The sequence below is a fragment of the Citrobacter sp. ABFQG genome, from assembly GCF_004322975.1.
GTDB lineage: Bacteria > Pseudomonadota > Gammaproteobacteria > Enterobacterales > Enterobacteriaceae > Citrobacter > Citrobacter freundii.
The window spans coordinates 831,094-844,182 of sequence record NZ_CP036435.1 but is presented as its reverse complement, the minus strand read 5'-3'; the positions used below and the strand labels follow the sequence as shown (position 1 = coordinate 844,182).

9 protein-coding genes and 1 pseudogene are annotated in these 13,089 nt (G+C 52.1%); 5 read left to right on the top strand and 5 right to left on the bottom strand.

Translation table 11 applies throughout. The annotated features are described in order from the left end of the window. Nucleotides 1-2: 2 nt before the first annotated feature. Complete coding sequence (typA, locus tag WN16_RS04165) at nucleotides 3-1,826, bottom strand: ribosome-dependent GTPase TypA (RefSeq protein WP_003028641.1); 1,824 nt, start codon at nucleotides 1,824-1,826, stop codon at nucleotides 3-5. A 380-nt stretch (nucleotides 1,827-2,206) separates the two neighbouring features. Here typA and glnA point away from each other — a divergent pair, with 380 nt between their 5' ends. From glnA to WN16_RS04145, 4 genes are all read left to right on the top strand, one after another. After that, nucleotides 2,207-3,616: a glutamate--ammonia ligase gene (gene glnA, locus WN16_RS04160; protein ID WP_003028638.1), complete on the top strand. Its 1,410-nt coding sequence runs from the start codon at nucleotides 2,207-2,209 to the stop codon at nucleotides 3,614-3,616. Nucleotides 3,617-3,897: 281 nt separating this feature from the next. Continuing rightward, nucleotides 3,898-4,947: a nitrogen regulation protein NR(II) gene (gene glnL / locus WN16_RS04155; RefSeq protein ID WP_003028636.1), complete on the top strand. Its 1,050-nt coding sequence runs from the start codon at nucleotides 3,898-3,900 to the stop codon at nucleotides 4,945-4,947. Between the two features lie 10 nt (nucleotides 4,948-4,957). Beyond that, nucleotides 4,958-6,367, top strand: coding sequence for a nitrogen regulation protein NR(I) (glnG, locus tag WN16_RS04150; protein ID WP_003028633.1), 1,410 nt, complete (start codon nucleotides 4,958-4,960; stop codon nucleotides 6,365-6,367). A 111-nt stretch (nucleotides 6,368-6,478) separates the two neighbouring features. After that, entirely contained in the window at nucleotides 6,479-6,589 is a 111-nt protein-coding gene (locus tag WN16_RS04145; RefSeq protein WP_003028631.1) for a YshB family small membrane protein, read from the top strand. A gap of 89 nt (nucleotides 6,590-6,678) precedes the next feature. Here the strand turns inward: WN16_RS04145 and hemN are convergent, their stop codons facing one another. The 3 genes and pseudogenes from hemN to WN16_RS24475 all read right to left on the bottom strand — a co-directional run bounded on the left by hemN (nucleotide 6,679) and on the right by WN16_RS24475 (nucleotide 9,053). After that, nucleotides 6,679-8,052 (bottom strand): oxygen-independent coproporphyrinogen III oxidase, encoded by a 1,374-nt coding sequence (gene hemN, locus WN16_RS04140; protein ID WP_003847923.1) that lies wholly within the window; start codon nucleotides 8,050-8,052, stop codon nucleotides 6,679-6,681. A 188-nt stretch (nucleotides 8,053-8,240) separates the two neighbouring features. Then, nucleotides 8,241-8,750, bottom strand: coding sequence for a Der GTPase-activating protein YihI (gene yihI, locus WN16_RS04135; protein WP_003028627.1), 510 nt, complete (start codon nucleotides 8,748-8,750; stop codon nucleotides 8,241-8,243). Nucleotides 8,751-8,918: 168 nt separating this feature from the next. After that, nucleotides 8,919-9,053: pseudogene (locus WN16_RS24475) on the bottom strand (hypothetical protein). 260 nt (nucleotides 9,054-9,313) lie between these two features. On the opposite strand from WN16_RS24475, the gene yihA reads away from it, so the two are divergent. Then, complete coding sequence (yihA, locus tag WN16_RS04130; protein WP_003847926.1) at nucleotides 9,314-9,946, top strand: ribosome biogenesis GTP-binding protein YihA/YsxC; 633 nt, start codon at nucleotides 9,314-9,316, stop codon at nucleotides 9,944-9,946. Between the two features lie 333 nt (nucleotides 9,947-10,279). Here yihA and polA read toward each other — a convergent pair whose 3' ends face one another. Further along, the gene (polA, locus tag WN16_RS04125; RefSeq protein ID WP_044701808.1) at nucleotides 10,280-13,066 is read right to left on the bottom strand and encodes a DNA polymerase I; all 2,787 of its coding nucleotides are present in this window, start codon (nucleotides 13,064-13,066) and stop codon (nucleotides 10,280-10,282) included. Nucleotides 13,067-13,089 lie beyond the last annotated feature (23 nt).

The window sequence follows — 13,089 nt, the reverse complement described above, 5'->3', positions numbered from 1 at the left end:
AATTACTCTTCTTTCGCGCCACGCATTGCACGGCGACGATCGTTTTCAGTCAGGTGACGCTTACGAATACGGATAGAGGTTGGAGTAACTTCTACCAGTTCGTCGTCATCGATGAATTCCAGAGCCTGCTCCAGAGTCATCTTAACCGGCGGAACCAGAACCGTTGCTTCGTCAGTACCGGACGCACGCATGTTGGTCAGTTTCTTACCGGTCAGGCAGTTTACAGTCAGGTCGTTAGAGCGGCTGTGAATACCGATGATCTGGCCTTCGTAAACTTCAGCACCGTGACCCAGGAACAGCTTACCGCGGTCCTGCAGGCTGAACAGTGCGAACGCAACTGCTTTGCCCTGGCCGTTAGAGATCAGTACGCCGTTCTGACGCTGACCCACATCACCCGCACGAACATCGTCGTAGTGGCTGAAGGTGGAGTACAGCAGACCGGTACCGGAAGTCATGGTCATGAATTCTGAACGGAAACCGATCAGACCACGGCTTGGGATCACGTAGTCAAGACGTACGCGGCCTTTGCCATCTGGATTCATGTTTTTCAGGTCGCCTTTACGCTCACCCAGAGCCTGCATGACAGAACCCTGATGCTGCTCTTCGACGTCCAGCGTTACGTTTTCGAACGGCTCTTGTTTACGGCCATCGATTTCGCGGAAGATAACTTTCGGACGGGAAACCGCCATTTCGAAACCTTCACGACGCATGTTTTCAATCAGAACAGACAGGTGCAGCTCACCACGACCGGATACACGGAACGCATCCGCATCTTCGGTTTCTTCAACGCGCAGCGCAACGTTGTGCACCAGCTCTTTGTTCAGGCGGTCAAGGATCTGACGAGAGGTAACATATTTACCTTCTTTACCACAGAACGGAGAGGTGTTTACGCAGAAGAACATGGTTACGGTCGGTTCATCAACGGACAGAGCCGGCAGCGCTTCGACGTTCTGCGGATCGCAGATGGTGTCGGAGATGTTCAGTTCGCCCAGACCGGTAATCGCGATGATATCGCCGGCTTCGGCAATATCGCTCTCGATACGTTCCAGACCCAGATGGGTCAGAACTTTACCGACTTTACCGTTACGGGTTTTACCTTCGCTATCAATGATAGTGATCTGCTGGTTCGGTTTAACTTTACCGCGTTTAATACGGCCGATGCCGATTACGCCAACGTAGTTGTTGTAGTCCAGCTGAGAGATTTGCATCTGCAGCGGGCCATCAAGGTCTACGTTCGGAGCCGGTACACGATCAACGATGGTCTGATACAGCGGAGTCATGTCTTCAGCCATATCTTCGTGATCCAGACCTGCGATACCGTTCAGCGCGGAAGCGTAAACGATCGGGAAGTCCAGCTGTTCGTCGGTAGCGTCGAGGTTAACGAACAGGTCGAATACCTGATCAACAACCCAGTCAGGACGCGCGCCAGGACGGTCAACTTTGTTGATAACAACAATTGGCTTCAGGCCATGGGCAAAGGCTTTTTTGGTCACGAAGCGCGTCTGCGGCATCGGACCATCCATTGCATCCACCACCAGCAGCACGGAGTCGACCATGGACATTACACGTTCAACTTCACCACCGAAGTCGGCGTGCCCCGGGGTATCAACGATGTTGATGCGGTAGTCATTCCATTTGATAGCGGTGTTTTTAGCGAGGATGGTAATCCCACGCTCTTTCTCCAAATCGTTGGAGTCCATCACGCGCTCTTGGGTTTCAGCACGTGCATCGAACGTACCGGATTGTTGGAGCAGCTTGTCTACCAGGGTCGTTTTACCATGGTCTACGTGCGCGATGATGGCGATGTTACGCAAATTTTCGATCACAACTTTGCCTCAGGCATTTTAGAAATAGCGCGTTATTGTACACGGATTAATCGCAGTACAAAACAGGATCACAAACATCCTCCGCAAACAAGTATTGCAGAGTTTCTTTGTGATCACATTCACGGAGCGTTAAAAGGGGTAATCTGACATGCTTTGCACCAATATGGTGCTTAATGTTCACATTAAAGCACTATAATGGTGCAATACAACCTTCATGGTGCAGCCCCTTTGCACGATAGTGCGCATGATAACGCCTTTTAGGGGCAATTTAAAAGTTGGCACAGATTTCGCTTTATATTTTTTACGGCGACACGGCCAATTTTTTGCAGAATTGAAGACTTCGTTACCACGACGACCATGACCAATCCGGGAGAGTAAGTATGTCCGCTGAACACGTTTTGACGATGCTGAACGAACACGAAGTGAAGTTTGTTGATTTGCGCTTCACTGATACCAAAGGTAAAGAACAGCACGTCACTATTCCTGCTCATCAGGTAAATGCCGAATTCTTTGAAGAAGGCAAAATGTTTGACGGCTCCTCAATCGGTGGCTGGAAAGGCATTAACGAATCAGACATGGTTCTGATGCCAGATGCGTCTACTGCACTCATCGACCCGTTCTATGAAGAGTCCACTCTGATCATCCGTTGCGATATCCTGGAACCTGGTACACTGCAGGGCTATGACCGCGACCCGCGCTCCATCGCAAAACGCGCTGAAGAGTATCTGCGTTCTACCGGCATCGCAGACACCGTTCTGTTCGGGCCAGAGCCAGAATTCTTCCTGTTTGACGACATCCGTTTCGGCGCGTCTATTTCCGGTTCCCACGTGGCAATCGATGACATCGAAGGCGCATGGAACTCCTCCACCAAATACGAAGGTGGTAACAAAGGTCACCGTCCTGGTGTGAAAGGCGGTTACTTCCCGGTTCCTCCGGTAGATTCTTCTCAGGACATCCGTTCTACCATGTGTCTGATCATGGAAGAGATGGGCCTGGTTGTTGAAGCGCATCACCACGAAGTGGCGACCGCTGGCCAGAACGAAATCGCGACCCGCTTTAACACCATGACCAAAAAAGCGGACGAAATTCAGATCTACAAATACGTCGTGCACAACGTTGCGCACCGTTTCGGTAAAACCGCGACCTTTATGCCAAAACCGATGTTCGGTGATAACGGTTCCGGTATGCACTGCCACATGTCCCTGTCCAAGAACGGCGTAAACCTGTTCTCTGGCGACAAATATGCGGGTCTGTCTGAGCAGGCGCTGTTCTACATCGGCGGTGTAATCAAGCACGCTAAAGCGATCAACGCCCTGGCTAACCCGACCACCAACTCCTATAAGCGTCTGGTCCCAGGCTACGAAGCGCCGGTAATGCTGGCTTACTCTGCCCGTAACCGTTCTGCTTCTATCCGTATTCCGGTTGTTGCTTCTCCGAAAGCGCGTCGTATTGAAGTGCGTTTCCCGGACCCGGCTGCTAACCCGTACCTGTGCTTCGCAGCACTGCTGATGGCTGGTCTTGACGGTATCAAGAACAAGATCCACCCGGGCGAAGCCATGGACAAAAACCTGTACGACCTGCCGCCGGAAGAAGCGAAAGAGATCCCACAGGTTGCTGGTTCTCTGGAAGAAGCACTGAAAGAACTGGATCTGGACCGTGAGTTCCTGACTGCAGGCGGCGTGTTCACCAATGAAGCGATCGATGCGTATATTACGCTGCGTCGCGAAGAAGATGACCGTGTGCGTATGACTCCGCACCCGGTAGAGTTTGAGCTGTACTACAGCGTTTAATCGTTTGAGTTGCCGTGGAAATTTTAGCCTGCTCAGGCAGGCTTGAGATCGATGGCGAATGATAAGACGCCTGATGGCGCAAGCTTATCAGGCCTACCGGTAACATCACCTTGTAGGCCGGATAAAGCAAAGCCGCCATCCGGCATCTGCGTTTGCCAGTCATCTGTAGCCCATCCCAGGATGGGCTTTTTTCTCCACTAACAACCTGCTTTCTCGCGCTTTTTTGATGTAAAAAGCTATAATGCACTAAATTGGTGCAACACTTTTCAGGAGACTGCTGAATGGCAACCGGCACGCTGCCCGATGCTGGGCAGATCCTCAATTCTTTAATCAACAGCATTTTGCTCGTCGACGATGAGCTGGCGGTACATTACGCCAACCCGGCGGCACAGCAGCTGCTCGCCCAAAGCTCCCGCAAACTGTTTGGTACACCGCTTCCCGATCTGTTGAGTTATTTCTCCTTAAACATCGGGCTGATGCGAGAGAGCCTGGAAGCAGGCCAGGGCTTTACGGATAACGAAGTGACGCTGGTGATAGACAGCCACTCACATATCCTCTCAGTGACCGCTCAGAGGCTGCCTGATGGCCTTATCCTGCTGGAGATGGCGCCAATGGATAACCAGCGCCGTCTGAGTCAGGAGCAGCTCCAGCACGCCCAGCAGATTGCCGCCCGCGATCTGGTGCGCGGTCTGGCGCACGAAATCAAGAACCCTTTAGGTGGATTACGCGGCGCAGCGCAGCTACTCAGCAAAGCGCTTCCGGACCCGGCGCTGACCGAATATACCAAAGTCATTATTGAGCAGGCCGACCGCCTGCGTAATCTGGTCGACCGTCTGCTGGGACCACAACAGCCTGGCATGCATGTCACGGAAAGTATTCACAAGGTGGCGGAGCGCGTGGTGGCGCTGGTCTCAATGGAGCTCCCGGAAAACGTCACGCTGATTCGTGATTACGACCCGAGTCTGCCCGAATTACTGCACGACCCGGACCAGATCGAGCAGGTTCTGTTAAACATCGTGCGCAATGCTTTGCAGGCGCTGGGAGCGGAAGGCGGTGAGATCATTCTGCGTACCCGCACCGCGTTTCAGCTCACGCTGCACGGTGTACGTTATCGCCTGGCGGCACGGATTGATGTTGAGGACAACGGTCCGGGTATTCCCTCGCATTTGCAGGACACGCTGTTCTACCCAATGGTCAGCGGTCGCGAAGGCGGTACCGGGCTTGGATTATCCATCGCCCGCAATTTAATTGATCAACATTCCGGCAAAATTGAATTTACCAGTTGGCCGGGTCATACCGAGTTCTCGGTTTACCTGCCTATCAGGAAATAAGGTGACGTTTATGCAACGAGGAATAGTCTGGGTCGTTGATGACGATAGTTCCATCCGTTGGGTGCTTGAACGTGCGCTCGCAGGGGCAGGGCTAAGCTGTACCACATTTGAAAGTGGTAAAGAGGTGCTGGACGCGCTGGCCAGCAAAACGCCTGACGTACTGTTGTCGGATATTCGCATGCCGGGCATGGACGGTCTGACGCTGTTAAAACAGATTAAACAGCGGCATCCGATGCTTCCGGTCATCATAATGACCGCGCACTCCGATCTGGATGCTGCCGTCAGCGCCTATCAGCAAGGGGCGTTTGATTATCTGCCCAAACCTTTTGATATTGATGAAGCCGTGGCGCTGGTCGAACGTGCCATCAGCCATTATCAGGAACAGCAGCAGCCGCGCAATGTTCAGATAAACGGCCCAACAACTGACATCATCGGCGAAGCGCCGGCAATGCAGGACGTCTTTCGCATTATTGGCCGCCTGTCCCGATCGTCAATCAGCGTATTGATTAACGGGGAGTCCGGGACCGGTAAAGAGCTGGTCGCCCATGCGTTGCACCGTCATAGCCCGCGCGTCAAAGCGCCGTTTATCGCCCTGAACATGGCGGCTATTCCGAAAGATTTGATCGAATCTGAGCTGTTTGGTCATGAAAAAGGGGCATTTACCGGGGCGAATACGATTCGCCAGGGGCGCTTTGAACAGGCTGACGGCGGTACGCTGTTCCTCGATGAAATTGGCGATATGCCGCTGGACGTGCAAACGCGTTTATTGCGCGTATTAGCCGATGGACAGTTTTATCGCGTTGGCGGCTATGCGCCCGTGAAGGTGGACGTACGTATTATCGCCGCCACGCACCAGAATCTGGAACTACGCGTACAGGAAGGCAAATTCCGCGAAGACTTATTCCATCGTTTAAACGTCATCCGCGTGCATTTGCCGCCGCTGCGTGAACGTCGGGAAGATATCCCACGTCTGGCGCGCCATTTCCTGCAGGAGGCCGCGCACGAACTGGGGGTTGAAGCCAAACAATTACACCCGGAGACCGAGGCGGCGCTGACCCGTCTGGCCTGGCCGGGTAACGTGCGTCAGCTTGAGAACACCTGCCGCTGGTTAACCGTCATGGCGGCCGGGCAGGAAGTACTGATTCAGGACTTACCAGCCGAGCTGTTTGAAACCACCGTGCCTGACGCACCGTCCCATATGCAGCCAGACAGCTGGGCAACCCTGTTGGCACAGTGGGCAGACCGGGCCTTGCGTTCCGGTCATCAAAACCTGCTTTCTGAGGCTCAACCGGAAATGGAGCGCACACTGTTGACCACCGCGCTACGTCATACCCAGGGGCACAAACAGGAAGCCGCACGCCTGCTTGGCTGGGGCCGTAATACCTTGACGCGTAAGTTAAAAGAACTCGGAATGGAGTGACGATTCGTCACTGTGTAAAGATTGATAATTGAGCGCAAATTGCTGCTATTTTGCGCTTTACTGTTCCGATGAGTTAAGTATGATCGTGCCCGGCAAACGGGGGAAGTCATCATGCTGGAATCAATGATTAATCTGCTGTCGAGCGGTGCGGTCGAAAGCCATACGCCACAAACTGCGGTTGCCGCAGTGCTGTGTGCGGCGCTGGTTGGGCTGTTCAGCTGAAGGCGCGCCGGATGGCGCTAACGCTTATCCGGCCTACAGATTATTGCGACGTGTAGGCCCGGTAAGCGTAGCGCCACCGGGTAACCCGGTTAAATGACGCGGGAGAACTGCTGCATGCGTGCTTTCTGCCGCAGATAGGCATCAAAGCACATGCAAATATTACGGATCAACAGGCGCCCCTTCGGCGTAACCTGAATCCCCTTCTCATCCACATCCACCAGCCCATCTTTCGCCAGCGGTGCCAGCAGTTTCAGGTCTTCGGCAAAATAGTCAGCGAAGTTCAGAGCCCATTGCTGTTCCACAGCGGCATAGTCGAGGCGGAAGTTACAGATCAGGAGCTTAATAACATCACGACGAATGCAGTCATCGCGGGTCAGGGCAATTCCGCGCCACAGTGCGTCCCCCTGCTCGTCTACCTGCTGATAATAGCGCTTCAGCTCTTTCTGGTTCTGCGCATAGTTGTCACCAATCATACTAATGGCTGACACGCCCATTCCCAGCAGATCGGTATCACCCTGGGTGGTATAACCCTGGAAATTACGATGCAGCACACCCTTGCGTTGAGCAATCGCCAGCTCATCATCCGGCCGAGCAAAGTGATCCATACCAATGAACTGATAACCGGTTTCGGTCAGTGAAGAAATGGTTTCCTGCAGGATATCCAGCTTCTGCTGCGCGCTGGGCAGGTCGGCGTCTTTAATCTTGCGCTGAGCGGCAAACAGCGTCGGCAGGTGCGCGTAGTTGAAGACGCTCAGTCGGTCTGGATTCAGCTCAGCAACGCGTTTCAGGGTAAAGGCGAAACTTTCCGGCGTCTGTTTTGGCAAACCATAAATCAGATCGATATTCGTTGAGGTAAAGCCAATCTCACGCGCATGATTCAGCAGCGCAAAGATAAACTCCTCATCCTGCTCACGGTTCACCAGGCGCTGAACTTCTTTATTGAAGTCCTGCACCCCCATGCTCAGGCGGTTAAAACCTTCAGCGCGTAAATGATCGAGCACATCCAGCTCAATTTCACGCGGATCCACTTCGATCGAGATTTCGGCGTCGTCGTTAAAGTTAAAGTTGCCACGCAGCAGCGACATCAAACGGCTGATTTGCGCTTTATTCAGATACGTTGGCGTGCCGCCGCCCCAGTGCAGCTGACTGACATGACGTCCGGCAAACAGCGGTGCGCGATGAATAATTTCTTGTTCTAAGACATCGAGGTATTGATCGGCTTTATGCTGCTGGCGAGTCACGACCTTGTTACAGCCACAGAAATAACACAGCTTGTGGCAGAACGGGATGTGAACGTACAGCGAGAGAGGACGCTCAGGATAACGCGCCACGGCCTTTAGAAATGCTTCAGTGCCGTAGTCTTCAGAAAACTCCAGCGCGGTCGGGTACGAGGTATATCGTGGCCCGGAATAGTTATATTTCTGGATCAGGGCCAGGTCCCAGTCTATTAACTGCTCTGACATGCTCACTCCTTCCGATGGCGTCTCTGGCGGGTACGGCGTACCGACTTAACCCCAGTACGGGTGATAAGTCGGTTGCGCAGCCACTTCTGTCGCCGCGACAACCGCTGTAGTTTAACGAATAACCACACCAGATAACATATAACCGGAAGGGTTATAAGCAGGACGGGAAGACCCACGGTGTAAAACCGTTAGTTGCCGCCTTTCAGCAGGCGCATCATGTCTTCCTGCTTTTCTTCTTCTTCCTCTTCTTCCTCGTCATCGTAAGAAAGACCCAGCTTTTGCATCAGCTCATCAATGCGGTCCAGCTTAGCATCAACCCAGGACTGATCTTCCGCGCTCAGGGTCTCTCCTGCTTCAAGACGCTCCAGCAGCGCATCCAGGCGCTCATCCGTTTCCAGTAAATCCAACTCAGCCTGTGGTGAAAGCATAGGTTTCTCACTCTTCGGTTTGTGCTGTTTGGTGACTTTTTCGGTCACGCCCAATGGAATGGGGGTTTTGCTGCCAATACGAGGATCTTTTTGCTTATTTTGGTTTCCGCCACCAGATGCGCCTTCGCTACCGGACGCACGGCTACCTGCCGCATGACCACGGTGTTTTTTCTGGCGCTTACGGTCGCGAGCTTCCTGGTTAATTTCTTCGCGTGTTTTACGACGCGCTTTTGCAGGACCTTTACCGCGTGGTGTAGAAGTTGGTTTCATCATGATTCGTCTTTGGCTGTTTTATTCAGTATATAATTGCGCCGGAATCTAGCAGAAATAAAGAAAAAAGGCGACAGAGTAATCTGTCGCCTTTTTTCCTGACTCTCAACCCTTACGGGCTCTACAATCCCTGTTGGCTATCAACACACCCTGTTTTTCCCTTAGCCTCTAACATTCCGTGTTGTTTCCATTTCCTTTTACTAACGTCTCCGGACGTTTGTCTTCCTGACAATCCTGTGTCTTCGCCTCCTGGCGCTCCTGACCCTCATCCTGAGTCGTCTATCCTGTCAGCTTCCTCGCTATGGACGCTACTTTACCGTTTTGGTTTAAACGTACAAGTAACCTGGGTAACAATTTCTGATTTTAAGAATAGCGCCCAAATGTAACTCTATGATTTATTTTAGTTCTGTCATTTTTTACTCTGTCATCTCGTATAGAAACTGTCGGCAATGTCTCACAAAGCGCGTGGTTTTTACTCACACTGCCCACTCGTCGAAAAACCAGCCTTTTGCTGGGGTTCAGGTATAATCGCTGCAAAGCCCTGATTGATGGAGAGGACTGCTTTGACTAACTTGAATTATCAACAGACGCACTTTGTGATGAGTGCGCCTGATATTCGCCACTTACCTTCCGACACGGGTATAGAAGTGGCTTTTGCTGGCCGTTCCAACGCAGGCAAATCCAGTGCGCTAAATACCCTGACGAATCAAAAGGGTCTGGCGCGTACATCTAAAACGCCAGGTCGTACTCAGCTCATCAACCTGTTTGAAGTCGTTGACGGCAAACGCCTGGTCGATTTGCCAGGATACGGTTATGCCGAAGTTCCAGAAGAGATGAAGCGCAAATGGCAGCGCGCGCTGGCTGAATATCTGGAAAAACGTCAGAGCCTGCAAGGTCTGGTGGTACTGATGGATATTCGTCATCCGTTAAAAGATCTCGATCAACAGATGATCCTGTGGGCGGTTGAGAGCAACGTTCAGGTTCTGGTACTGCTGACTAAAGCAGATAAGCTGGCCAGCGGTGCACGCAAAGCGCAGTTGAATATGGTACGCGAAGCCGTACTGGCATTTAACGGTGATGTGCAGGTAGAAGCATTCTCATCGCTGAAAAAGCTGGGTGTGGACAAACTGCGGCAAAAACTGGATAGCTGGTTTAGTGAACTGGCACCGGTTGAAGAGATGCAGGACGGGGAATAACCCACCGTATTGCCGGATGGCGCCGCTGCGCGTCTTATCCGGCCTACAGCATGTACAAAACTTTTCTTTCGCACAATAAAAAACGCCCCAGTCATTACTGACTGGGGCGGCTAAAATATTCAGCCAAATCCGATTACGTGAAGTAAAAGGTCTGAAAGATAGAACATCTTACCTCTGTACCCTACGAGAATAACTTTACTCTTTTTTGAGCAGCTCAGAAAGCACTTTTTGTAATTTTTTTTCATTCCTTACATAGGGAATTCTAATGGACATCACAAAAAGCTCTCTCTTATGTTGCTTAGTTACGAAAAAGAGCCGTTATTCAGTAAACCCTTAGTGCGCCTGATCCCAGTTTTCGCCACTACCGACTTCCACCAGCAACGGCACGTCAATCTGGGTCTCGTTTTCCATCAGTTGGTGGATCTTTTTAGAGACGCTTTCGAGGTCATCTTTATGCACTTCAAACACCAGTTCGTCGTGTACCTGCATGATCATACGCACACGCGGTTGCTCGGTTTGCAGCCATCTGTCCACCGCAATCATCGCTCGTTTGATAATGTCTGCGGCAGTACCCTGCATCGGGGCGTTAATTGCCGCGCGTTCTGCACCTGCACGACGAGCACCATTACTGGATTTAATATCAGGTAAATAGAGACGGCGACCTTCCAGCGTTTCTACATAACCCTGCTCTTTCGCCTGCGCGCGGGTGCGTTCCATATATTCCAACACGCCAGGGTAGCGTTCGAAGTAGAGATCCATGTACTTCTGTGCTTCTTTACGCGGAATATTCAACTGGCGCGCCAGACCAAAAGCGCTCATCCCGTAGATCAAACCGAAGTTGATGGCTTTCGCGCTGCGGCGTTGCTCGCTGGTCACAGAATCAAGCGGTAAACCAAAGACTTCTGCCGCCGTTGCGCGGTGAATATCTTTCCCTTCGGCAAACGCGGTAAGCAGACCTTTATCACGTGAAAGGTGCGCCATGATACGCAGTTCAATCTGTGAGTAGTCCGCAGAGACAATCACGTAGTCTTCTGGCGCAATGAACGCCTGACGAATACGACGACCTTCGTCATTACGTACCGGGATGTTTTGCAGGTTCGGATCCGTTGAAGACAAGCGACCCGTTGCGGTAACTGCCTGATGATAGGAAGTGTGCACGCGCCCGGTCTTCTTGTTAATCATCAACGGAAGCTTATCCGTATAGGTCGACTTCAGTTTTGCTAAACCACGATATTCCAGGATAACTTTCGGCAACGGATAATCCAGCGCGAGCTCTTCCAGCACCTCTTCTGACGTTGATGGTGCGCCACCAGGGGTTTTCTTCAGCGGCTTAATACCCTGCTTTTCAAACAGGATGGTTTGCAGTTGCTTGGTGGAAGAGAGGTTAAACGCTTCTCCGGCGATCTCGTGTGCTTTTTGCTCCAGCTCGTTCAAACGCAGCGTCAGTTCTTCTGAATGCTTGTGCAGAACAGCCGGATTGATTTTCACACCGTTGCGCTCAACACGAGACAAAACTGGCACCAGCGGCATATCGATATTTTCAAAGACGTTCAGTGGCCCTTTATGCTGCTGTAATTCTGGCCACATTTTCAGATGCAGCTGTAGCGTAACGTCGGCGTCTTCCGCAGCGTAACGCCCGGCTTCTTCCAATGCTATCTGGTTAAAGGTCAGCTGGTTTTTGCCTTTTCCAGCGATCTCTTCAAAGGTGATAGTTTTATGTTTAAGCCAGCGGTCCGACAGGCTGTCCATATCGTGTCGGCCAGCAACGCTGTTAAGAATGTAGGATTCAAGCATGGTGTCAAAGGTGATGCCGCGCAGCTCGATGCCATAGTTCGCCAGGATACCGCGATCGTACTTCAGGTTCTGCCCGACTTTGTGCGCGTTCTCATCTTCCAGCAGCGGCTTCAGCAGCTCCAGCGCGCGATCGCGAGCTATTTGATCGGGGGCATCCAGGTAATCGTGGGCAACAGGAACATATGCCGCCACACCCGGTTCAATGGCAAAAGACAGGCCAACCAGATTCGCGGAAATATTGTCCAGGCTGTCAGTTTCAGTATCGAAGGCAAAGACAGGTGCTTTTTTCAGCTTCGCGATCCACTCTTCCAGCGTCGCTTCGTCCAGAATCGTCACATAGTTATCATACGAAAGAACCGTAGCCGGCTCCTCAGGCGTTTCATCGACGACAATAGTTTCTTGCGGTTTTGCCGCCGGCTTCGTCCCTTTCGCCTGTAGCCATTTACCCGCTTCAACGTCAGTAACCCAACGTTTGAATTCATACTGTTTAAACAGGCCAAGCAGTTCTTCTGCTGCCGGTTGACGGACTTCCAGCTGCTCGCAGGTCAACTCCAGCTCAACATCCGTTTTGATAGTAGCCAATTGATAAGAGAGGTACGCCACCTCTTTATTCTGCTCGAGTTTGCCCGCCATGGTTTTCGCACCACGGAAAGTCAGCCCCGCAATTTTGTCTGATTCAGCATAGAGAGTATCCAGCCCACCCAGCCCCTGCAGCAGAGCCTGCGCAGTTTTTTCACCTACGCCTGGAACGCCAGGAATGTTATCTGAGGAATCCCCCATCAGCGCCAGGAAATCGATGATCAGTTCCGGCGGGACACCGTATTTATTCACCACTTCATCCGGGCCGAGGATCGTATTGGTCATGGTGTTGATAAGGGTGATATTCGGCGTCACCAACTGAGCCATATCTTTATCACCAGTGCTAATCAGCACCGGACGACCCACCTTCTCCGCTTCCCGCGCCAGCGTACCGATGACATCATCCGCCTCCACGCCAGAAACCGCCAGCAATGGCAGCCCCATCGCTTTTACCATCGCATGCAGAGGTTCAATCTGCGCACGCAGATCGTCCGGCATGGGTGGGCGGTGCGACTTATAGTGTTCGAATAACTCATCACGGAAGGTTTTACCCTTGGCGTCGAATACCACCGCCGCGTGGGTCGGCTGATATTGCAAAATCAAGCTACGCAGCATGTTGAGGACACCGTACATCGCGCCCGTAGGTTCTCCTGCGCTGTTAGTCAGCGGTGGGAACGCGTGGTATGCGCGATACAGGTAAGATGAGCCATCTACAAGGATAAGTGGGTTTTCTGGGATCTGAACCATAATGTCCGTGCCTGTTTATCAGA